Below are 22,738 nucleotides of genomic sequence, written 5' to 3'. Positions count from 1 at the left end.
CGCCACTGCTATCGAGGGAGTGAACGTGTCAGGCAGCAACCCCGATCCATACGAAGACAAAATCACCGGCTTGGAGCCGGGTGGAGGGGTGCCGCCAGGGGAGACCCCTCCCGGCGAAGCCTCCACCGCCGGCCCCCAGGGCCATGACGAGGGTGGCCCACGAAAGGGCACGCAGTTCCTGTGGCTGGCGGCCATCGGTGCCGGCGTCCTGCTGACGCTGCTGTTCTTCATCGGCTACATCGTCGGCTTCTTCGACTAAGCCGCGGTGGGATGGGGCATCATTCGGTGGAACGGGCCGCCCTTGGCCTAGGCGGTGGCCTCTTGTGAGTTCCCTCCCATAGCGTCCACCAGACGTTCCCGCGCCCGGCCCAGGTGTTCGTCGAGTAGAGCGGCGGCGGCGTCGGGCTGGCCGGATTCGATCAGTTCCAGGATCTTCTGGTGTTCTGCGTGAATCAACGAGGTGTCCAACAGGTGCAGCGTCTGTACCCGGACCATGCACATGCGGACCTCACCCACCAAGGAACGGTACATCCGGCTGATGCGCTGGTTCCCAACGGCGTCAATCAAGCTGGTGTGGAAGCGCATGTCAGGTTCCACCACGTCCAAAGGAGTGCCGCTCCGCAGCGCAGCAATGTCACGGTTGGCCTGGACTGCTGCCTCCGGCACTTCCTTCTTGAGGGCAAGCCGCCGCAACACCTCGCTTTCGAGGTAGGCCCGTGCGAGATAGATGTCGCGCACTGCCGCCGGTCCGAGCTCCACCACGCGCGCGGTTTTGTGCGTTCCCCGCTCCAGCAGACCCTCGGGTACAAGCTTCTCGATCGAAGCTTTGGCCGTGGGGCGGGCTACTTCGTAGGATGTGGCGACGTCCGTTTCCGTCAACGTATCGCCGGGACGCAGGTCGCCTGAAAAGATGCGGCTCCGCAGATCGGCCGCGACGGCATCGACTATTGATACGGCTGAAACTCGGCCCGGCAACAAGGTCTCCTTGAGTTGAGAAAGGCTCTTTCGAGTCAATTTTGCCAGACAAGTCAACAACGCAAGCTTGACCACCATGTGTACTTGTTAGACAATTAACTCACGACTTGACCGCTCCCACACCTAATTGGATGGTGCCCTGGTTGGCCTCACTAAGCCTTGCTGGCTTCCGTGCCGCGGTGCCGGATCCCGCCGCAGTAAGTACCCGGGCCATCGATCTCCACGCCAATGCCCATGACGCCTCGCATTTCCTGTTGATTCCCCAGGCTGTGATCACAGCGAAGTCGGCTTCCGACGTCGGAGGTTTGTTGCGAGCCAGCGCAGCCCAGGGCGTGCCGCTGACGTTCCGTTCCGGAGGAACCAGCTTGAGCGGGCAGGCGGTCACCGATGGCGTGTTGGTGGATGTTCGCCGGAACTTCAGGGACATTGAGGTGCTCGACGACGGCGCCCGCGTTCGCGTCCAGTCTGGCGTTACCGTTCGGGCCCTGAATGCGAGGCTCGCGCGCTACGGCCGGAAGTTCGGGCCCGATCCGGCCAGCGAAGCGGCGTGCACAATAGGCGGGGTAGTAGCCAACAATTCCTCCGGCATGAACTGCGGCACCGTGGACAACACGTACCGCACCTTGGAGTCGCTGACCGTAGTGCTGCCTTCCGGGACGGTCATAGACACCGGGGCGCCCGATGCCGGGGAAAAGCTCCGCACCGTTGAGCCGGATCTCTACCAAGGCCTGGCGCAGCTGGCCGAGCGGGTCCGGACCAACCCGGACTCTGCCCAAAGGATTCGGCAGCAGTTTTCCATGAAGAACACCATGGGCTACGGGCTGAACTCCCTGCTGGACTTCCGGAACCCGGTAGACATCATGGCGCACCTGATCATCGGCAGCGAAGGCACCCTGGGATTCGTGGCTGAGGCGGTTTTCCGGACCATTCCGCGGCTCCAGCATGCTGCGGCGGGCCTGCTGGTATTCCCGGACCTTGAGGCAGCAAACGCCGCGCTGCCCGGGCTGGTGGAAACAGGAGCGGCCACCATTGAACTGATGGATGCGTTGTCACTCAAGGTGGGCCAGACGCTCAAGGGAACGCCCGCCGTCGTCCATGACATAGCGGTCCGTGACCATGCCGCCCTCCTGGTGGAGTACTCCGCACGCAGCGCGGGTCAGCTGGACGAACTTCAGGCCGGCGGTTCGGGTATTCTGCAGAGCCTGGGCTTGTCAGCACCCGCGCACTTCACCGCCGATGCCAAGGAACGCGGCCAGTTGTGGCAGCTGCGAAAGGGACTCTATGCTTCCGTAGCCGGCGCGCGCCCCCAAGGCACCACGGCCCTGTTGGAAGACATTGTGGTGCCGGTGCCCGTGCTGGGCCGTACCTGCCGGGGCCTGATAGGGCTGTTTGACAAGTACGGGTACAGCAACAGCGTGATCTTCGGCCATGCCAAGGACGGCAACGTCCACTTCATGCTGACCGACGGCTTTGCTTCGACGTCCGAACTGGACCGATACAGCGCCTTCACCGAGGACATGGTGGACCTCGTCCTTGCCGAAGGAGGATCGTTGAAGGCCGAACACGGCACGGGGCGGGTCATGGCCCCGTTCGTCCGCCGGCAATACGGCGACGAACTCTACGACGTCATGCGCACCATCAAGCGGCTCTTCGACCCCGCAGGCATGCTGAACCCGGGTGTGGTGATGGATGAGGACCCGGTGGCCCACCTCCGGCATATCAAGACAGCGCCGCCAGTAGCGGAGGAAGTGGACCGTTGCGTTTCCTGCGGCTATTGCGAACCGGTGTGTCCCAGCAAGGACATCACGCTCACTCCGCGACAGAGAATCGTCACGTTGCGTGCCATCGAATCTGCGCGACTGGTTGGGGACATGGCGCTGGTGAAGGAGCTTGAGAGCGACTACGGGTACGAATCCGTGGACTCCTGCGCCGTGGACGGCATGTGCCAAACTGCCTGCCCGGTGGACATCAACACAGGATCGCTGGTGAAACGCCTGAGGAAAAACGACGCCGGCAAACTCGCCAACGGCGCGTGGAACGCTGCTGCCAAGCATTGGGAAGGGGTCACCCGAGGGGCAGCCCTTGCCCTGACGGTGGTGGACAAGCTTCCGGCCGCCGTCATCGAGCCACCCAATAAAGCGGCGCGCGCTGTCCTGGGGACAGATACTGTACCCCTTTACTCCGCGGAGCTTCCGGGCGGAGGTTCAACGCGGAAACGCCCTGCGCAGTCGGGGCACGTTGACGCTGTGTATTTCCCTGCCTGCGTCAACACCATGTTCGGGCCGGCAGTGGCATCACCTGAAGCCGGCGGACGCGGCGTGCAGTACAGCTTCGAGCAGCTTTCCGCCCGGGCAGGCATCACGCTTCTGGTGCCGCAAGGGATTGACGGCCTTTGTTGCGGAACGCCGTGGTCCTCCAAGGGGATGGCGGACGGCCAGGAAACCATGAAAGCGAAAACCGTGGCAGCGCTCCGGCAAGCGACACGTGATGGCGAGCTGCCCATCGTCTGTGACGCATCGTCCTGCACGGAAGGCCTGCGCCATGCGGTGGAATCGGACGTCCCGGAGGAGGGCCAGGCTCCGCTGCGAATCGTGGACGCCGTGGACTTCGCCGCAGAACAAATACTGCCACGGCTGCCCGAGCACCAAAAGCTCCAATCCCTTGCCCTGCACCCCACGTGCTCCTCGACCCGAATGGGTCTCAATGAGGCGCTGGGCGTGGTTGCCGGTGCCGTGGCGGAACGCGTGGACATCCCGGAAAACTGGGGTTGCTGTGCGTTCGCCGGTGACAGGGGAATGTTGCATCCGGAACTGACGGAATCGGCAACCGCGCGTCAAGCAGCGGAGGTAGTGGACCTGAACGCTGCAGCCCACGCCTCCTGCAACCGAACCTGCGAACTTGGCATGACACGGGCAACGGGTTCCCAATACCGGCATGTGCTGGAGCTACTGGAAGAGGTCACCCGACCCTGACCACTGTTACTCCACAAGCTTGCCGGCCACGGAGTCGTCAGCATCGGCTTCGGCCAGGTCCCGGAAGGAATCCGGAGCCGGAGGCAGACTTTCGAACGTGACGCCCTCATCCGTTGACCAGATGAAGTTGCCCTGCAGTGACGGATCTGCCGCGGGGAAGTCAGCACGGTTGTGGGCGCCACGGGTTTCGCGTCGTTCGAGCGCGCACTCCAGTGTGGCTCGTGCCGCCAAAAGGGAACCAAGAAGGTCGAAGGCGTGGGCCAGGTCATCAAAACCTGCGATGTCCGGGTGGGCGGTGACCAGCTGGGCGCGTTCCTCCAGCGCTGCCAATTTCGCCAGTCCTTGTTCCAGTCCCTGTTCAGTGCGCACCACGCCCGCATGCTCGGTCATGAGGTTCCGCAGTTCACGCTGGAGTCGCCGGGCGGACTCTGTTCCGCGGTCATTGAGCAGTGACTGCATTTCACTGCGGGCTATTCCCACTATGGCAGGATCCCTGACGATATGGGTGTGCGAACGGACGTAGCCGGACACATGCTCGCCGGTAATACGACCGTAAACGAGCAGCTCAATCAGGGAGTTGCCGCCGAGGCGGTTGGCACCGTGCAGCCCGGAAGAGGCCTCGCCAATGGCGTAGAGGCCGTTCACGCCTGTGCCATGGTCCTCCGGTGCAACCCAGACTCCACCCATGGAGTAGTGGGCAGTGGGAGCGATTTCGATTTTGGTGGTGGTAATGTCCAGCATTTGCAGGTCGATCATGGTGCGGTAGACCCGTGGCAGCTTTTCCATGATGGTTTCCCGCGGCAGGTGGGACACGTCCAGGTAAACGCCGCCTTTCTGGGTCCCTCGGCCCTCGGCGACTTCGGTGAAGGCGGCCAGCGCGACCCGGTCCCGGGTGGAAAGCTCCATGCGTTCGGGGTCATAGCGTTCCATGAAGCGCTCTCCCAGGGCGTTGGTGAGAATGCCTCCTTCGCCTCGCGCTGCCTCCGAGACCAAGGTGCCGGCGGCGTCGTCGGGCTCCAACAGCCCTGACGGGTGGAACTGAACCAGTTCGGCGTCGCGGATCCGTGCACCGGCCAAGGCCGCGAGGCGGAAGGAATCGCCGGTGTTCTCATCCCGCCGGGATGAGGTGTGCCGCCAGATGCGGGTATGTCCGCCAGCGGCCAGGATCACGGCATCGGCGTGGATCTGCACAGGGGTGCCGTCCACGATGTCGAATCCGTAGGCGCCGAAAATGGTGCCGTCGGCCACGAGCAAGCGCGTGATGTAGACAGTGTCGATGATGGGTATGTTCAACTCTGCCGCCCGGCGCATCAGCGTGCGCTGGATCTCCAAGCCGGTGTAGTCCCCGGCGTAGGCCGTGCGGCGATACTTGTGCGCGCCGAAGAAGCGCTGGGAAATGCGCCCGTCCTCCTCCCGGGCGAACGGCATTCCCCACCGTTCGAGGTCCTCGATGCCTTGAGCCGCGTTGCGGGCTACCGTCTCCACAATGGAGGGGTCGGCAAGGAAGTAGGACTCCCGCAAGGTATCGGCGGCATGCTGCTGCCAGCTGTCCTCGGGATCCATGGTGCCCAGTGCAGCGTTGATGCCGCCGGCGGCCAGGCTCGTGTGGGCGTCGTGCTTGCGACGTTTACCCACAGCCAGCACCTGGACCCCTCGCTCGGCGAGTTCAATCGAGGCGCGCAGACCGGCGCCACCGGTACCAATAACCAATACCGAAGTGGACATAAGACGTTCTGGAGTGGTGGTGGAGTTCATGTTTTCCACGGTAGAAGGAGCCGCTTCATGTATCCAATGAATTATTTGAGTCAGCTTGATGCATTTATGCTATGAAGATGAAGCTGGAACACTTGCGCTCATTTGAGGCAATCGCCAGAGTGGGGCACTTCACACGCGCGGCCGAGCAACTGTACCTCGCACAACCTTCCCTCAGCAGGCAGATAGCGGCGTTGGAATCCGATCTTGGAGTGGCCTTGTTCCACCGCGGGCCTTCCGGGGCCACCCTGACAACTGCGGGAGAGCTCCTGCTCCCCATAGCCCGGCGCATGCTCGGTGACGCAGAGACTGCACAGGAGCAGATGAACGAGCTCACGGGATTGCGCAGGGGGCGCGTTCGCCTGGGCGCCCCGCCTACTCTGTGCGTGTCACTCGTGGCCGATGTTCTGGCCGCTTTCCGTAGTGCGCATCCCGGAGTTGAATTGCATATCACCGAAGGCGGTTCGCGCTCCTTGGTTGGTGCCCTGAATGAGAGTGCTCTGGACCTGGCCCTGGTGGTTACCCGAGGCGCAGACCCCGCCGTGCAGGGCACCGAACTGATTCCGCTGCTGACCGAGGAACTGGTGGTTGTCTCCGCCACGGAAATGCCGTCGCGGGAAGAAATCACCCTGGAAGAACTGGCCAACATCCCGCAGGTGGCATTCAACCGCAGCTATGAGCTGCGGATGTCCACCGACGCCGCCTTCTCCGCCAGAGGCCTGGAGCCGGTGATCGCCGTCGAGGGCGCTGAGATGGATGCCGTGCTGCGCTTCGTCGAAAGGGGACTGGGAGTGGCAGTGGTTCCAGCAATGGTGGTCATCGGCCGGCCCGGGTTGCGCAGCACCCGCCTGGTCAACCCTTCGCTGAGCCGAACCGTCAACCTGGCACGCCGTCATGACATCGCTCCATCCGCCGCTACGGCAGCAATGCAGGAGTTCATTTTCGGCACCGTGGACCGGCTCGCCGCACCCGGCACCGAGCTTGCACGTTTGGTCACCCCAACGCGGCGCCGGTAACGGACGTCAGATCAGGCCGAGTTCAGCTACGGCAGCCCGCTCTTCGGAAAGCTCAGCGGCAGTAGCGTCCATTTTCCTGCGGCTGAACGGGTTCACGTCCAGGCCCTGGACAATTTCCCAGTCTCCGCCCGAGGTAGTCACCGGGTATGAGTACACCAAACCTTCGGGGACCCCATATGATCCATCGGACGCGACCGCCATGGAAACCCAATCGCCCTCGGGTGTGCCGAGCAGCCAGTCGCGGGCTGCGTCGACGGTTGCTGACGCTGCCGATGCCGCTGAGGACGCACCCCGGGCATCGATGATCGCGGCACCTCGCCTGGCAACCGTGGGGATGAAGTCATTCTCGATCCAGTCCTGATCATTCACTACCTCGGCCGCGTTCCGGCCGGCGACCTCTGCGTGAAAGATGTCCGGATACTGCGTCGCAGAATGATTGCCCCAGACAGTCATTTTGCGGATATCCCCCACCTTGACTTGGGTCTTTTTAGCGAGCTGTCCAATGGCGCGGTTGTGATCAAGGCGGGTCAGGGCGCTGAACCGCTCGGCGGGGATATCCGGGGCGTTGCTCATCGCAATCAAGGCGTTGGTGTTGGCCGGGTTGCCCGTCACGCCGATACGGACATCGTCGGCGGCGACCCGGTTCAGCGCCTTGCCTTGTGCTGTGAAAATAGCGCCATTGGCACTGAGCAGGTCGCCGCGTTCCATGCCTTGGGTGCGCGGACGTGCGCCAACGAGCAAGGCAAGGTTGACGCCGTCGAAAATGTGGTCGGCGTCGTCGCCGATTTCAACCGAGTCGAGTGCGGGAAACGCGCAGTCATCGAGCTCCATCACCACACCCTCCAGTGCCTTCAACGCTGGCGTGATCTCCAGGAGTCGGAGTTGCACTGGCGTATCGGCGCCAAAGAGGGCGCCGCTGGCGATCCGGAAGAGGAGGCTGTAGCCGATCTGGCCGGCCGCGCCAGTCACAGCGATCTTAATGGGCGTGCTCATGTCGCGTTCTCCTTGCTGGTGGGCTTTGCAAGCTGTATGTCATGCTGCCACAGGGCTGGTCAAGGACTAACCGCGACCTAGCTGGAAGAACGCGAAATCGCCGGAAAGTTGCCATCGATCTGGCAGCTTTCCGGGGATTTCGGTGCACGGACACCTGTCAGCGGGCTTCGAGGTCCTCCAGTGACTTGCCCTTCGTGTCAGAGGACATGAGGGTGGCTACGGCTGAGACGAGGCAGATCCCGAGGGTGGTCAGGCCGATGACCAGGGGGATGTTCGCTGATCCCGGGGGAGCGATCGCCGTGAACAGGCTGGGGAAGAAGGACGCGATCATGAGCCCGATGTTCTGGGAGACCGCGAAGCCGGTGACCCGCATCCGCATGGGGAACTGCTCCTGGAAGAACGTGGCGAACGTGGCGTTCCACATCTGGAAGAGGATGCCCTGCACGATCACCACGCAGAGGAACACCAAGGGCAGGCTGCGCTGTTCGATGGCCCACAGGTAGCCCACGGTCAGCAATCCGCCGGCAATGCCGCCGGCCACCATCAGCGTCCGCCGGCCGATCTTGTCGGACAGGGCGCCGAACAGAGGGATGGTCAGCACTGCGGCCACGTTGGCTGCCAAAGTTACCCAGAGGAACTCGCTACTGGAGAAGCCGATGCCGTACCCCTTCTGGGTAGCGAAGGAGACACCGAAGATGAGGGTTGCCATGCCGATCACGTTGGTGAAGGTCATGATGATGCATCGGACCAGAACCCAGGGGTGGGTGCGCAGGAGGTCCACCAGCGGGAAGCGTCGTTTGGCGGCGGCGTCCTCGGACTGTGCCAGGTAGGCGGGAGGCTCTTCCACGCGGCGGCGGATGACGTAGCCTGCGATGATCACCACGGCGCTGAGCAGGAACGGCAGGCGCCAGCCCCAGGAGTGGAACTGCTCTTCCGGGAGGAGCGCAGCGAGCGGAATCAGGACGGCTGTGGCCAAAATGGATCCCACCTGCGTACCTTGCAGGCTGAAGCTGGCGAAGAAGCCGCGCCTCGCATCAGGCGAGTGCTCCACGATCATTGCGCTGGCGCCACCGAGTTCCCCTGCGACGGCGAATCCTTGAATCAGCCGGAGAATCACCAAGAGGACGGGGGCGAGGAGGCCCACTTGCCCGTATGTGGGCAGCAGCCCCACGGCGAAGGTTGCGAAGCCCATGAGCAGCATCGCGAAAACCAGCACCTGCTTGCGTCCGTGCCGGTCACCATAGGCTCCCAGGATCACGGCACCGAGCGGGCGGGAAACGTATCCCACCGCGTAGGTCGCCAACGAGGCGATAATGCCGACCGTGGGATTTTCGGTAGGGAAGAAGATGGTGGGAAACAGCAGCGTGGCCGCCAGTGAATACAGGGCGAAGTCGTAATACTCCAGCGCGCTTCCAATCCAACCGCTCATGGCGGCCTTCTTGGGATCTTTTTGGCCCGTTGCGGGTTGGGGGGAGGTGCTGAGGTCCCTCCGGTGCGTGACTGTCACGTCGCTGTACTCCTCTGGCGTCGTTGGCAAGGAACAAGAACTCTTCCCATCCAGGACTGAACAAAGTGGTTATTCAGCGTGAGGAAGGTTACATCTTGAATCGATTCATAAAGCATAGAACGTGATGTGCACTACGTCAACGCACGACGGCGGCAGGCGCCTTCGGTTCGCATGGAACCAAAGCTGGCCTACCGCCGTCGTGCGTCTTGTTTTGAGGTGTGAGGGCTACTTCGCCAGGAAGCGGAGGAGGACCTCGTTGATTTCAGCGCCGTGCGTCCAGAGCATGCCGTGCGGGGCGTCCTCGATTTCGACGTATTCGGCGGAGGGAAGCCGCTTGGTGAATTCACGGCCAGTGGCATCGATCGGCAGGATGCGGTCGTCGGTGCCGTGGATGATCAGCGACGGAACGGTGACCTTCTCGATGTCCGAGCGGAAGTCGGTGAGCCAGGAATCCACTACGGCGAAGGATGCGTACCAGGACGAGCCTGCGGCCACGTTCCATGAATTCCGCAGGGCTTCTTCGCTGAGGCGGTTGCCCAGGAAGTTATCGGTGTTGAAGAAGTCGTTGTAGAAGTTGGTGAACCAGGCATAGCGGTCCTCGATCGCGGCGTTGCGGATGCCGTCGAACACCGAAGACGGGACGCCGGTGGGGTTGTCCTCGGTCTGCAGGAGGAAGGGTTCAAGGGAGGCGAGGAAGGCGGCCTTGGCTATCCGGGCCTCGCCGTAGGTGCCGATGTAGCGCCCGACTTCGCCGGTTCCCATGGAGAAGCCCACCAGCACGACGTCCTGCAGATCCAGGGTTTCAAGGACGGTGTTGAGGTCGGCTGCAAAGGTGTCGTAGTCGTAGCCGGTGGTGGGCTTGCTGGACTTGCCGAACCCGCGGCGGTCGTAGGTGATGACGCGGTAGCCGGCGTTGAGGAGGGCTGCGGACTGCTTCTCCCAAGAGCCGCCGTCCAGTGGGTAACCGTGGATCAGGACTACGGGCTGACCTGTTCCGTGGTCTTCGTAGTAGAGCTCAATGTCCGTGGTGTTCTCCGTGCCAACCTTGATGAAACCCATGATTTGTCCCTTTTCTCAAAGTGGAGAACGTTCGTTCTCCGTCTGTGTTCTCAATAGTAGAGAACGCTCGTTCTCTTTGCAAGTAGAATGGATACATGAATATTTCCGAGGTCCGCGAACGCATCGTTGCCACTGCTGACGAGCTCTACAACGCCAAGGGAATCCAGGCCGTTGGGATGGACGAGTTGCGTTCCGCTGCCGGGGTTTCGCTGAAGAAGCTCTACGGGGAATTCCCGTCAAAGAGCAGCATTGTCATGGCGGTGCTGGAGCATCGGCACCAGTCCTGGACCGAAGGGCTGGACGCTACAGTCCAGCAGGCCGGGACGCCGCGGGAGCGCCTCCTTGCCATCTTCGACTACCTTGCCGGCTGGTTCTGCCAGGACTCATTCCGCGGGTGCGGGTTCATCAACAGCTTCGCCGAACTGGGTGCCGTGAGCCCCGAGGTTGCCGACTATGCGCGGAAGCACAAGGAGTCGTTCCAAGAGTACGTCGCCCGCCTGGCGGTAGAGGCCGGCGCCCCGGCTTACTTGGCGCCGCAACTGGCAATCCTCGCGGAGGGCGCGCAGACGACGGCGGCCATCGCTGGAACGTCCGACGCTGCCGGACAAGCGCGCCAGGCGGCCGAGGTCCTCATCGACGCGGCCTTGGGTGTTGCCTAGGCTGGATTAGGACTGGCTGGAGCGTATCCGGCTCGATTGGCGGGATAGCAGAACGGCGTCGCCGGGACTAGGCTTCTGGGATGCGCCGAACGGCGCGTCAGGAAGAAGACCATTCGTGTTTGAAGTCCCCAGCATCCTGTTCCTTTCGGCAGGCGTTGCGGTGTTGGCCGCTGCTGTCTTGCCGAAGTTGTTGCAACGAATGCCGCTGTCCATGCCCATGGTCTTCCTGGGCAGCGGCATGCTCGCGTTCACCTTGCTTCCCGAGCTGCCGGACCCGGACCCCGTTCAGTATGGCGAGTTCACCACGCATCTGACGGAGATCTGCGTCATCATCTCCCTGATGGGGGCCGGTTTGGCGTTGGACCGTCCGTTCCGCTGGCGTGGATGGTCCACCACGTGGCGCTTGCTCGGTATCGTCATGCCCTTGTGCATCCTGGTGATGACGCTCCTGGGGCTGTGGGTGCTGGGCTTGGGGCTCGCCGCAGCCATCCTCGTGGCAGCCGCGATCGCGCCCACGGACCCTGTGCTCGCTTCGGAAGTGCAGGTAGGCAGGCCCGCGGACAGCGAGGAGGACCCGGACGAAGACGAGGTTCGTTTCGCCCTGACCTCCGAGGCGGGTTTGAATGACGGGCTCGCCTTCCCGTTCGTATATCTCGCCATTCTCATCAGCCTGGTGGGGGCCTCCCCTGCCGGTTGGCTGGGGGAGTGGGTTGCTGTGGACGTTCTGTGGCGAACTGTTGCCGGTGTGCTGATTGGGTACGGTACGGGCAAGTTGCTGAGCTTGGTCTTTTTCGCTGCCAAACGCAAGAGTCTTCGCCTATCCGAGCATTCTGAAGGTTTTGTGGCCTTGGCGGCGACCTTCCTGGCCTACGGAGCAACGGAGATGGTGTCGGGCTATGGGTTCGTCGCAGTTTTCATTTGCGCCCTGGCCATTCGATCCGCTGAACGCAACCACGCGTACCACCAAGTGCTGCACAGCTATGTGGAGCAGTTGGAACGCCTCATGACAGTAGTGATCCTGGTCCTCCTTGGGGGCGCCATAGCCCGCGGCTTATTGGAGGGGATTGGCTGGACGGAGCTGATGGTCGCCCTGGCGTTCCTTTTGGTTGTCCGACCTTTGGCTGGATGGCTCGGGCTCATGCGCGGAAAGACAGGTCCCCGCGAACGCCTGGCTATTTCCTACTTCGGAATTCGCGGGATCGGGTCCCTTTTCTACGTTGCCTTCGCGCTGAGCCATGGAAACTTCGAGGCCGAGGCCCGCGAATTGTGGGCGCTGGTCGGTTTGGTGGTGTCTTTGTCGATCGTGGTGCATGGCGCCACAACTGCGCCCTTGATGAATCGACTGGACCGTTTGCGTGTTGCCGAAGCGCGCAAGCAACATGGCGATGAAGGTCGCGCTCCAACCACTGCCGTATAGGACAAGGACGGCGGGAGGACCAAAATCCGCACTTTAATAAATATTTTGGAGAAATTATTCGCCTGCTTTTGTTCTTTCATGAACGCCTATTTATCAGCATGCTGATGGTCTGAACAGGCGCGATGTTCTTCCGGCAGTATTTTCGGCTGCATGCTGACCTGCACGCCGAGCTTCTTTCGGCTCCGTGGCCCCCTAGGCACGCTAAATGTGTGCGCGTACAGTCCGCTGTATAGCTCCCCCACACTCTGTCGGGCAGTTGCTTTGGGGCGTTTGCCCTGCTGGGGAAGGAACTGCCGTGCGCCACAGCTCTGCGCAAAAAGACCCACGTGTTCGAGCCACTGGATCGAGCCGCCGCCGAACAGGAACCGCGATTGGGGCTGCATCAGGAGTGCTTCTCCTTGCGGGAGCCATCATGTTGCAACAGGTTCCCGCGTTCGCGGCCACGACTGTCCAACTGGGCACCGCAGCGCCGTATTCAGTGTTGGCCGCCACCACCGTGACCAACACGGGTCCGAGCACTCTCCAGGGAGACCTGGGCCTCAGCCCGGGCACTGCCATCACCGGGTTTCCGCCTGGCATCGCTGCCGGGACTACGCACGCAGCGGACGCTGTCGCTCTGCAGGCACAATCAGACCTGACGACGGCGTACAACAACGCCGCAGGCCGGCCGCTCACGGCCAGCGTGTCCGGCGACCTGGTAGGCCAAACGCTGAGGGAGGGCGTGTACAAGTCAACGTCTTCTTTGGCGCTCAGCGGACAGTTGACGTTGGATGGTCAGGGCAACCCGGCCTCTGTGTTCGTTTTTCAGGTTGCCTCGACTCTGATCACAGCGTCAGCCAGCAGCGTTGTCCTCATTAACGGAGCCCAAGCCTGCAACGTGTTCTGGCAGGTGGGCAGCTCGGCTACATTGGGCACCGCTTCGAGGTTCAAGGGTTCTGTTCTGGCCCTGACGTCCATCACTGCACAAACCAACGCGAGGGTTGAGGGGCGGCTCCTGGCCCGGAATGGACAGGTGGCCCTCGACACCAACGTGATCACTACCCCTGCCTGCGCCACGACTCCGACGACGTCAGCACCCCCCGGGACTGTGACGCCGACTGCGACCGAAACGGCAACCGAAACGGCGACGGCGACGCCGACGGCGACCGAAACGGCAACCGAAACGGCGACGGCGACGCCGACTGTGACCGAAACCGCGACTGAAACGGCGACCGCGACGGCGACGGCGACGCCGACGGCGACGGCGACGGCGACGGCGACGGCGACGGCGACCGAAACTGCGACGGCGACGGCGACGGCGACGGCGACCGAAACTGCGACGGCGACGCCGACGGCGACCGAAACGGCAACCGAAACCGCGACGGCGACGCCGACGGCGACCGAAACGGCGACCGAAACTGCGACGGCGACGGCGACTGCGAGCGAAACGGCGACTGAGACCAGTCGACCGACGAGAACAGCGACTGCTACCAGGACGGCACCTGTGACAGGGCCTTCCGATACGGCCACTACCCAGACCACCACTACGGATCAGGCGGTTCCCTTGGCTGGAACCGGCGGCCGCAACCAGGGCACGAACGTGGACACTGCCACTGTGTCCAAGGCCAGCTCCGTAAGCCGGACAACAATCCTTGGAACAACGTTCGTCGTCCTTGGCGGGGCGGGCATCCTTTTCCTGGCAGTCCGGCTGCTGATGAACGGACGCGTACGAAGCCAGGAGAAGTAGCGGGGTGCGGCGTCAACCCGTCCAACGCGGGAGGCACCGCCGCACGCTTGTTTCGGCCTTGATAGGCAGGAAACGGTGGAGGAGGGTGGCGTTCGCCACCCTCCTCACCGCGGCGCTGCTGGCCCTCCTGTTTCCTGCATGGTGGTCAGCGCAGGCAACCTCAGCCAACCGCGGCGCCCTGACTGTCACGTCAGATGCCCCGGCTTCGACGGCTGCTGACCCTTTACCCGCGAAGTCCCCAGCCCTGACGCCACCTGTATCGTCCGGACCGTCCCAAGAGCCGAAGCAGAAAGGTGGGTTGAAGGACGGTTCTCCGCCACTGCACATCACCTACGGAGCGGTGGGGCTGGACCAAAATGTGGTGCCGCTGACTCCCACCGCGGAGGAACTCCGGCTTGGCGCAATCGTCCCGCCGCACACATCGAATGCCTATTGGCTCAGCCCTTATGGGATGCCGGGCGGAGGCTCCACGAACACCACCTACATTGTTGGCCACAGCCTGGAGGGTCAGCCTTCTCCATTCAACAACATCAGCGAACACGCAAAGCCGGGTGATCTACTCACCGTCACCACGGCAGAAGGGCACTTGGGTTACAGGATTGATGCGGTCACCACCGAGTACAAGGACACCTTGAAGGACAGCGCCATCTGGGACAAGCAGCCAGGGCGCCTGATGGTCATCACGTGCTTTACGGCTGATCTTTGGGGTAAGAACATCATCGTTCAGGCGAGTCCTTTGCCACCGCACTAGTCGATGGCTACATGCATGCCGGACTGCGGTGAACCCTGGGGGCATGGAAGACTGGACGCATGTCTCCCCGTCCCATGAAACCGCGACCCCAATCCCATGCCGTTGATAGTCAAGGCAAACCGCAGAGCAGCGGGCGGCGCCACCTCGCGCTGAGGCTCGACGACGCGTGGCTTGGTTTTCAGACACGTCTTGCCATCCGGCGTGGCCGGGTGGAGACCGTGATCCCGTACACCGGCTATGGCTCCACATCCTGGGTTCGGGTGTTGGCGCGCGTAGTCCGCAGTGATCCCAGGGATGCGGCAGGCCACGCCAAACCGCTGCAGGAAAGCATGCGTGGTTGGCGCAACTTCACGAGTGCGCCCGTGGCAAACGCAGCCGTGCAGGTGACGATTGCAGGGACCGTTCACGAGGTGGTCGCCGACCGTGGAGGTGTGGTGGACGCGCGGATTCCTGTCGTTCTTGACGCCGGCTGGCACACCATCACCCTCCGGTCCGGGGAATCGCGGATCGTGGAGGCTCCCATCGAGATCGTCGCGGACGATGCCGACTTCGGTGTGGTCTCCGATATCGACGACACAGTGATGGTGACCGCCCTGCCGCGTCCCTTCCTGGCCGCCTGGAACACCTTCGTCCTCAACGAGCATGCGCGGACGCCCACCCCGGGCATGGCTGTACTGTACGAGCGCATTGCCCGGACTGCCCCCTCGGCGCCCGTGCTGTATTTGTCCACCGGAGCTTGGAACGTCGCTCCGACGCTGTCGCGGTTCCTCTCCCGTAATTTGTATCCCGCGGGTCCTAAGCTGCTGACTGACTGGGGCCCTACTCCTGACCGCTGGTTCCGCAGCGGCCAGGAGCACAAGAGGAACTCCCTTGAGCGACTCGCGGAAGAGTTCCCCCACATCAAATGGTTGTTGGTGGGCGACGACGGACAACATGATGAAGCCATCTACTCGGAGTTCGCCCAACGGCATCCTGAGAACGTCAAGGCCATCGCCATCCGACAACTCTCTGCCGGTGAAGCGGTGCTTGCGGGTGGTCGTTCAAAGTCCGGCGGCCAGCCGACACCCGGCGTGCCATGGATTTATGCTCCGGATGGCGCAGGAATGTCGGCCCGGCTTGAGGAGTTGGGCGTTATCCGGAGCGAGGTCCGCTCCGCCGATGATCCGGAGGAAGGCGAAGTGGGCACGGCATCGGAGTGATGACTACACGACGTCGATGAACACCGGGTTGGCGTAGAACCAGGTGTCCGTCCACGGATCAGCATCCCCGAGGTTGTCACCGTGCCGGATGGGGCCGGCGGGGTCTACGGATGCGCCGTAGTATCCAGCGCCGTGCCGGTTTCCATCACTCCCGCGAAGACGGAAATAGCAGGACTTCTGGACGTCCTTGATGACGTGCTTGATGGTGAACGTGCCGCTGCGCCCTGAAACGTCCAGCTGCTTCCACACAGTGGTTCCCGGCGCCTTCAACGTGTCGCGATCCGTCACAGCACCGGTCACAGCGCCGCCGATCACATCCACATGGGCGAGTTTCGGAAGAATCCCCGCAAAGTTGCGGTAGTCCGTCGTCGTAATGGTGATGGAAATTTCGACGTCGGCGCCTCGCCGAACCTGCAGCCGGGAACCGAGGGTGACCCCGTTGCGTCCGTTGCTGTTGCCTGCGCCATTGCCGCGGACTTCGCGGACGCGGACATCCAACCCTTGCAGCAGGTGTCCGTGGTCCACCCACATGCGTCCACGGCGCATGGCTTCCAATACGCCTGTGTAGGAGCGCTCGGTGACACCGGTGTGCAGGCGGCTGAACTGTCCGGGCCAGTAGTCGCTGCCGCCCTGCTTTTCGCCGGAGTCGAACGGGTCCGGCCGTTTGCCGGTGACGGACCACCGGTCGAACTCGTTGGGCAGGCTGAGATAAGGCTCCTCTGCCGGGTAGGGGCCGGTCTTCCACGTGTCCTTCACCGTGAGGTGGTTGTCCGAGTTGGATGTGATCCAGAACGGCAGGCCCTCGGCGAGCATGGAATCCCACACGCCGCCCACGGTTGCCGTGGCCCAGTCGAAACCGCCGTAGGGACGGAAGGCGTCCGCCGGGTAACCGGGGAAGCTGAACTGGGTGGGGTTGTTGGTGTACTCGCCGCGCTGGTCTCCGGCCCTGGAGAACTGGCTGACCCCCGAGCCTTGGGCCCCGGGTGCACCTTCCATGCCGATCATGACGTCGCGGGCGGCGTCGCGCCAAGCGCGGAGCTCATGCGGGGAATCGATGCCCAGGCGCATGGGGTGGTTGGCCAAAGCCACCACGTCCTTGATGTAGCCGGAACGCTTCTGGTTGGCCAACCAGGCGATGGCTTCCACAGCCTTGCGTTCAAAGGTTTCCACTTGGGCCGTTCCCGGCGTCGGTTTTTCCCACTGGTTCAGCTTGCCGTCCCACACCAGTTCGAACGTGCGCAGGAGGTTCACTTCGTTGGGCCCCGGTGCCACCAGCACCGAAGCGTGCTCCGCACCCGGGATGTACCACTCGAGTCCCTGGAAAATCAGCAGCTCGGGGCGGGCAGCGCGCTGCGCCTGGATTTCCTTGTTGGTGTTCACCGCGCCGCCGTTGTTGGCATGGCCAAAGTTGCTGTGTTCCGTCAAGGCCAGCCAGTCCACGCCATAGGACTGGGCGGTATCGAGTTGCTGCTTGACCATGTACTTCGCGTCGTGGCTGTACTGCGTGTGGACGTGGTGGTCACCCACGAGCCACTTCAGTTGGGGGTCGTTCCCGCCCGGGTTCGCCATCGCCGGCCGGGCCGTGGCAGCCGTGGCAGCGGTGCCTGCGGCTATGATGCCGGCCGACTGCAGGATGCGCCGGCGGCTCAGCCCCATGCTCCTTAGTTCAGCATCGGCCAGTTTCACACTCTGGCTGTGGGTGGTCGTCATTTCTTCTCCAGTGCACATAGCGCTTCCCTCTGTCGATTCCGATCCCCCCAGCGGGATCACAGTAGGGAAGCTGGGTGGCACGAAGGTTAACCGGGCGGGAACGATTGGGGGAGTTGGGCCCTGTTAGAAAAGCGGAATCTGAACTTCCTTGATCCATTCACCTCGTCGATAGTCGCGGGCCCTGACCACCACGCAGTCGTTGTAGACCTCAACTTGCAACCATGGTGCCAACCATGGGGATCACCGAAACACAGCGCGCAGCTCTGACCCAAATGCTCGACACAGCGGCCGACCTCGATCGTTGGCGACTCAGGGCTCACCGAGTGGAAGAACCTGAGCGCGGAAGCGAGCTCGCGGTTCGCCTCGCGCTCGACGCCATCAAAGCGAAGCAGCTCTACCCCTCGTCACATTTCACGGTGCTGCGAGGGGCCCTGGTCGGCGCGTCTCAAGCTGTATACATCTTGGGACCCCAAGAGCGCGATGTGCGTCGGGAGCGAGGTCTGACCGTCCTCACAGAGATGCACGTCCAAATGGAAAAGTACTACGACTTTCTTGGCAGAACAGAGCTCAACGCCGTCGATCGCGCCAGCCTCAGAGACCAACAGGTGTGGCTGAACGAGCGCCGTGATGACGTCCGGCGGCTCACTTTCCGCCGGCTAGCGATTATCTTCCACCGGAGCCGCCTCCTACGAAGAATATTTGGTGAGGTGTTCAATTCCGGAGTGACTATATCGTCAGCGAGGATCGCTCATACCGTTCGCTGACGGGAACCATGCCGGACCTGGCCGGGGGAACGGGAAAGGCCGGCGCCGGGTGACCCGGCGTCGGCCTTTCGTTGGTTCAGTGACTTTGCCGCGGGTTAGTCGCGGTAGGCGTGGGCCAAGGTGGATTGCCGGCCGGTCTGGGCAGGGGTTTTTTCCTGCGCCCTTTTCTCACGCCGGTCGATCGCGATTTCGTTGATCGTGAAAGGGATCAGCACGATCAAGGGCAGCATGATTCCCTGCCAGAAAGGCCATAGGGAGAGCACGAGTGGGATGAAGGAAGCGACAAATAGGACACTATGTACGTATCGGTACCACTTCATGTCATTGCGTTCTTTCGTTAGCCGGTTTCATCAGAAGCCGCAGTCCCGGGCGGGCATTGACCGGAGGCCCCATCCCGGATTGGTTATGTACACTCCGTAGCAGCCTAGCGGTTGGACGCTGGAGTTCGCATAGGTGTTGCTCACGTAGTTGACGACACCTGCAACTCCGCCCACGCCAACAACGGTGCAGATTTGGTTCACGATCTTGGCAGCAACTCCGGAGACCTTGCTGAACATACAACCAGCCCACGCACCACCGGCTCCGATAGCAACCGCAATCGATGAGAACATCTTGATTTCTATACCGCTCACCAATACAGGCCAGGGAACCCATTGAATACTCGGATCGGCCACTACCGGGTAGACCGTCGAAGAGGTGTGCTCAACGGTTTGCACCAGGGTTGAACCCTCGATCGAGAATTTGGTAGGAACGGCTGCGCCTGTTGCGTCGTAAGCCCAAGGCTTTTCGACGTTACCCAGGGTCTCTCCCGTGGAAGTGGTAATGGAAATACTTCCGTCAGCGCTGGGTTTTGTGGAGAAGCCTTCAGGAAGGTCCAGTGAGAACCTGTACTCCTTCGGGGCTTGCTCCCCTGCGATGGAAATCAGGGACTGAGTTCCCCGTTCCGTCGCGTAACTGGTGATCGACATATGTCGACCCTGCTGGTGAATTTTCGCTCAATGTCGTGCCCCCTACTGCCGGTCCCTTCCCTACGGTTGAACCAGATGCTTCACATCGATCCCGTCGGCAGAGAAGAGTACGCAGTGTCTGAAATCAACGAACTCCAGGTGGTCCCGCACTGGATCGGGGGCGCTGAGGCGCCGTCGGCCGGGGACCGCACGGCCCCCGTCTTCGATCCCGCCCTTGGCCGGGAAACCAAGCTGGTCAACCTTGGCAATGCCGAGGACATCGAGTCGGCCATCGCCTCGGCGAACAAGGCTTTCCCGACGTGGCGCGACATGTCCATCACCAAGCGCCAGCAGATCATCTTCCGCTTCCGGGAACTGCTGAACGAGCGCAAGGGTGAACTCGCGGAGATCATCACCTCCGAGCACGGCAAAGTGATCTCCGACGCCCTCGGGGAAATCACGCGCGGCCAGGAAGTCGTGGAACTGGCCACCGGCTTCCCGCACCTCATCAAGGGCGAGCATTCAGAGAATGTCTCCACCGGCGTCGATGTTTACTCCACCAAGTCGCCGCTGGGCGTCGTTGGCATCATCAGCCCCTTCAACTTCCCCGCCATGGTGCCGCTGTGGTTCCTGCCGATCGCCATCGCCGCCGGCAACACCGTGGTGTTGAAGCCGAGCGAAAAGGACCCGACGGCGGCCAACTGGCTCGCTGCCCTCTTCACCGAGGCGGGACTTCCGGATGGGGTCTTCAACGTCCTGCATGGAGACAAGGAAGCCGTCGATGGACTGCTGGAGCACCCGGATGTGAAGGCGATTTCGTTCGTTGGATCCACCCCGATCGCGCAGTACATCTACGAGACCGCGGCCCGCAACGGCAAGCGCGTCCAGGCTCTTGGCGGTGCCAAGAACCACATGCTGGTCCTGCCCGACGCCGACCTCGAACTGACTGCCGACGCCGCCATCAACGCCGGCTTCGGTTCTGCGGGGGAGCGGTGCATGGCCATCAGCGTGGTGGTCGCCGTCGAGCCTGTCGCCGATGCCTTGATCGAGAAGATCACCGCCCGCATGTCCACGCTCCGGATCGGCGACGGACGCCGCAACTGCGACATGGGCCCACTGGTCACCCGCCAGCACCGCGACAAAGTGGCCTCCTACATCGACGTGGCCATCGAGGACGGCGCCAAGGTTGTGGTGGACGGACGCGGCATTGAGGTGGACGGCGACCAGAACGGCTTCTGGCTCGGCCCCACGTTGATCGACGACGTCCCGGTCACCTCCCCCGTCTACACCGAGGAAATCTTCGGCCCGGTCCTGGCCGTTGTCCGCGTCAAGAGCTACGAAGAGGGCCTGCACCTGATCAACTCGGGCGCCTTCGGCAACGGCACGGCCATTTTCACGAACGACGGCGGCGCCGCCCGCCGCTTCCAGACCGAGGTTGAAGTGGGGATGGTGGGCATCAACGTGCCGATCCCCGTGCCAGTGGCCTACTACTCCTTCGGCGGTTTCAAGGACTCCATCTTCGGCAGCTCCAAGGCCTACGGCCTGCAGGGTTTCCAGTTCTTCACCCGCGAAAAAGCCATCACCTCACGCTGGCTCGACCCCAGCCACGGCGGCATCAACCTCGGCTTCCCCCAGAACTAGAGGGGAGTGGGGGCTAACGCTCTTCCAGGAACTCGACGGCGGCGAACAGTTCCAGCCTGTCGCGCAGGCTGTCCAGGTTGAGTCCCAGGACGGTGCCCGCAGTATCGATCCGGTTCCTGAGAGTGTGCCGGTGGATCCCCAACTGCCGTGCCGTCCGATCCCAGACGCAGTTGTTCGCCAACCACGCCGAAACTGTTGGCAGCAGCTGGGTCTGTTCGGTTTCGTCGTGCTTGGCCAACGGCTGAATGAGTCGCCGGGCAACGGAGCCGGCTTCATCGCTGTGCAGCAGGCCCAGCATCCCGCCCCGGGAGATTTCCTCGAAGGCCACTAGGGGGCGGGTGAGTTCCCGAGCCCTTTGCAGTGATCGCTCTGCTTCCTTCAACGCCTTGGCGAGGTGAACGAAGTCCGTCTCCACCGACGTGCCCGCCGTAGCGCCGTACCGTTCCAGGAGGACTGTGACCTTTTGTTGGAGTGCCGGACCTGCCAGCACCACGATGTTCTCGTTCCGTTGGGCGTAGAAGACGGCGCCACGGTGGTCGTCCGACAACAGTTCCAGCGCCTCCAGGAGGTTCTGTCCTTGCCCGGGAGGTTGGGCCATGGTCACCACAACGGGGTCGGCGGGCAGCCTGCCCCAGACCTGGCGGGCCGTGCGCTCGGCAACATCCGTGCTTCCTGCCAGCAATTGCTCGAAAACGCCTGCACGCAGGTGGCGGCGTGCGGTATCGAGGGTGCGCGTTTGCTCCAGGGCGAGGCTTGCCAGCGCGATCACACTGTTGATGATGTCGGTGCGGGCCGGATCCAAAGGTTCGATGGCACCCAGGACCAGCACTCCGCGCAAATGATGCCGGCGGCCCAGCGTCTGTAAGGTGATCTGCTCGCCGTCGACCGTCAGTTGCGAGACCGATCGCGAGCCTTGGTCCAAGGATTTCCGTACGGCATCCATCACGCCGGGCATGATCGACGACGGCACGGGACGGTTGTTGGGCATCAGGATATGGTTTCCCGCGGCGTCGAACATCGCCACCCAGCCATGCAGCTGCCGCTCGAGCTCGGCCAGGATGGAGCGCAGTCCGTCGGGACGCAGGGCAGCCCGCGCGATGGCCCGTTGTGCTTGGAGCGACCATTCGGACCGTGCGTTCTGTTCCCTCGCCAGCAAATCTGCAACGAATCGAATGACAGCGATGAACGGCGTCCTGTCGGGGACCTCCAGCAAAGGCAACGCGTGGTTGCGGCATGCCTCTACCAGGCCTGGTGGCAGCACCCCGTGAATCACTTGGGTGGCGAAACCGAGGCCGCTGATCCCATGCTTGACCAACCGCGACACGTAGTCGTTGTAGAGCGCCACGGGACCGTCGCCCACCGGGAACTGCGTTCCGTCTGTCAGCAGCAGCTGCCCGGGATCGAGGAACGGCGTGGGATCGTCAAGGTCGGAACTGTGGACCCAGGACACGGACGCTTCCACCGCAGGATCACCTGCCTTCGGGGTCACCAGCCTCAGGTTCAGTGAGCTGTTGCGAAGGATGGTGTTAATGGTTGGCGGCATACTCAGGCACTCCTTGGAAAAACGTAGTTCCACATCCCGCCAACTATACAAATGTCCTGGGGTGTTGCTCTGTTCAAAAGCTCAAGATGAAGGGGAAGCCCGCCCGC

The 22,738-nt window shown here is 62.7% G+C and carries 19 protein-coding genes; 10 read left to right on the top strand and 9 right to left on the bottom strand.

Annotated elements, in window-relative coordinates; genetic code table 11:
* Nucleotides 1–25: 25 nt before the first annotated feature.
* Nucleotides 26–259 (top strand): DUF6480 family protein, encoded by a 234-nt coding sequence (locus ABIE35_RS08370; protein WP_091465072.1) that lies wholly within the window; start codon nt 26–28, stop codon nt 257–259.
* A gap of 47 nt (nt 260–306) precedes the next feature.
* Here the strand turns inward: ABIE35_RS08370 and ABIE35_RS08365 are convergent, their stop codons facing one another.
* Nucleotides 307–975: a GntR family transcriptional regulator gene (locus ABIE35_RS08365; protein WP_354514007.1), complete on the bottom strand. Its 669-nt coding sequence runs from the start codon at nt 973–975 to the stop codon at nt 307–309.
* A 131-nt stretch (nt 976–1,106) separates the two neighbouring features.
* On the opposite strand from ABIE35_RS08365, the gene ABIE35_RS08360 reads away from it, so the two are divergent.
* Nucleotides 1,107–3,947, top strand: coding sequence for an FAD-binding and (Fe-S)-binding domain-containing protein (locus tag ABIE35_RS08360; protein WP_354514005.1), 2,841 nt, complete (start codon nt 1,107–1,109; stop codon nt 3,945–3,947).
* A gap of 6 nt (nt 3,948–3,953) precedes the next feature.
* Here ABIE35_RS08360 and ABIE35_RS08355 read toward each other — a convergent pair whose 3' ends face one another.
* The gene (locus ABIE35_RS08355; RefSeq protein WP_354514004.1) at nt 3,954–5,702 is read right to left on the bottom strand and encodes an L-aspartate oxidase; all 1,749 of its coding nucleotides are present in this window, start codon (nt 5,700–5,702) and stop codon (nt 3,954–3,956) included.
* Between the two features lie 71 nt (nt 5,703–5,773).
* On the opposite strand from ABIE35_RS08355, the gene ABIE35_RS08350 reads away from it, so the two are divergent.
* Nucleotides 5,774–6,715 carry a LysR family transcriptional regulator gene (locus ABIE35_RS08350; protein WP_354514002.1) on the top strand — a complete coding sequence of 314 codons (942 nt, stop codon included), beginning with the start codon at nt 5,774–5,776 and terminating at the stop codon, nt 6,713–6,715.
* Between the two features lie 6 nt (nt 6,716–6,721).
* On the opposite strand, the gene ABIE35_RS08345 is transcribed toward ABIE35_RS08350, so the two are convergent.
* The 3 genes from ABIE35_RS08345 to ABIE35_RS08335 form a co-directional block, all read right to left on the bottom strand.
* A complete protein-coding gene (locus ABIE35_RS08345) occupies nt 6,722–7,708 on the bottom strand; it encodes a malate dehydrogenase (protein ID WP_354514000.1) in 987 nt (328 codons plus the stop codon).
* 157 nt (nt 7,709–7,865) lie between these two features.
* Nucleotides 7,866–9,215 carry an MFS transporter gene (locus tag ABIE35_RS08340; RefSeq protein ID WP_502921373.1) on the bottom strand — a complete coding sequence of 450 codons (1,350 nt, stop codon included), beginning with the start codon at nt 9,213–9,215 and terminating at the stop codon, nt 7,866–7,868.
* Between the two features lie 225 nt (nt 9,216–9,440).
* Nucleotides 9,441–10,274 carry an alpha/beta fold hydrolase gene (locus ABIE35_RS08335; RefSeq protein WP_354513996.1) on the bottom strand — a complete coding sequence of 278 codons (834 nt, stop codon included), beginning with the start codon at nt 10,272–10,274 and terminating at the stop codon, nt 9,441–9,443.
* A 95-nt stretch (nt 10,275–10,369) separates the two neighbouring features.
* Between ABIE35_RS08335 and ABIE35_RS08330 the strand changes: the two genes are divergently transcribed.
* The 5 genes from ABIE35_RS08330 to ABIE35_RS08310 all read left to right on the top strand — a co-directional run bounded on the left by ABIE35_RS08330 (nt 10,370) and on the right by ABIE35_RS08310 (nt 16,026).
* A complete protein-coding gene (locus tag ABIE35_RS08330) occupies nt 10,370–10,933 on the top strand; it encodes a TetR/AcrR family transcriptional regulator (protein WP_354513995.1) in 564 nt (187 codons plus the stop codon).
* A gap of 115 nt (nt 10,934–11,048) precedes the next feature.
* Complete coding sequence (locus tag ABIE35_RS08325) at nt 11,049–12,350, top strand: cation:proton antiporter (protein WP_354513993.1); 1,302 nt, start codon at nt 11,049–11,051, stop codon at nt 12,348–12,350.
* Between the two features lie 412 nt (nt 12,351–12,762).
* A complete protein-coding gene (locus tag ABIE35_RS08320; protein WP_354513991.1) occupies nt 12,763–14,076 on the top strand; it encodes an ice-binding family protein in 1,314 nt (437 codons plus the stop codon).
* An 85-nt stretch (nt 14,077–14,161) separates the two neighbouring features.
* On the top strand, nt 14,162–14,827 hold the full coding sequence (locus tag ABIE35_RS08315) for a class F sortase (protein ID WP_354513989.1): 666 nt from the start codon (nt 14,162–14,164) through the stop codon (nt 14,825–14,827).
* Nucleotides 14,828–14,886: 59 nt separating this feature from the next.
* On the top strand, nt 14,887–16,026 hold the full coding sequence (locus tag ABIE35_RS08310) for an App1 family protein phosphatidate phosphatase (protein ID WP_354513987.1): 1,140 nt from the start codon (nt 14,887–14,889) through the stop codon (nt 16,024–16,026).
* A gap of 3 nt (nt 16,027–16,029) precedes the next feature.
* Here the strand turns inward: ABIE35_RS08310 and ABIE35_RS08305 are convergent, their stop codons facing one another.
* Complete coding sequence (locus ABIE35_RS08305) at nt 16,030–17,736, bottom strand: PHP domain-containing protein (protein ID WP_354513985.1); 1,707 nt, start codon at nt 17,734–17,736, stop codon at nt 16,030–16,032.
* Between the two features lie 233 nt (nt 17,737–17,969).
* Between ABIE35_RS08305 and ABIE35_RS08300 the strand changes: the two genes are divergently transcribed.
* Nucleotides 17,970–18,500 (top strand): hypothetical protein, encoded by a 531-nt coding sequence (locus ABIE35_RS08300; protein WP_354513983.1) that lies wholly within the window; start codon nt 17,970–17,972, stop codon nt 18,498–18,500.
* Nucleotides 18,501–18,595: 95 nt separating this feature from the next.
* On the opposite strand, the gene ABIE35_RS08295 is transcribed toward ABIE35_RS08300, so the two are convergent.
* Both ABIE35_RS08295 and ABIE35_RS08290 read right to left on the bottom strand, forming a co-directional pair.
* Nucleotides 18,596–18,730: a hypothetical protein gene (locus ABIE35_RS08295; protein ID WP_354513981.1), complete on the bottom strand. Its 135-nt coding sequence runs from the start codon at nt 18,728–18,730 to the stop codon at nt 18,596–18,598.
* Between the two features lie 120 nt (nt 18,731–18,850).
* On the bottom strand, nt 18,851–19,468 hold the full coding sequence (locus ABIE35_RS08290) for a hypothetical protein (protein WP_354513979.1): 618 nt from the start codon (nt 19,466–19,468) through the stop codon (nt 18,851–18,853).
* Between the two features lie 114 nt (nt 19,469–19,582).
* On the opposite strand from ABIE35_RS08290, the gene ABIE35_RS08285 reads away from it, so the two are divergent.
* Nucleotides 19,583–21,088 (top strand): CoA-acylating methylmalonate-semialdehyde dehydrogenase, encoded by a 1,506-nt coding sequence (locus ABIE35_RS08285; protein WP_502921372.1) that lies wholly within the window; start codon nt 19,583–19,585, stop codon nt 21,086–21,088.
* A gap of 13 nt (nt 21,089–21,101) precedes the next feature.
* Here ABIE35_RS08285 and ABIE35_RS08280 read toward each other — a convergent pair whose 3' ends face one another.
* A complete protein-coding gene (locus ABIE35_RS08280; RefSeq protein WP_280626438.1) occupies nt 21,102–22,631 on the bottom strand; it encodes a PucR family transcriptional regulator in 1,530 nt (509 codons plus the stop codon).
* Nucleotides 22,632–22,738: the final 107 nt, after the last annotated feature.

The sequence above is a fragment of the Paenarthrobacter sp. 4246 genome (genome assembly GCF_040546855.1).
GTDB lineage: Bacteria > Actinomycetota > Actinomycetes > Actinomycetales > Micrococcaceae > Arthrobacter.
Note: the sequence above shows the minus strand (reverse complement) of the source record. Positions and strands in the feature narration are given on the sequence as shown.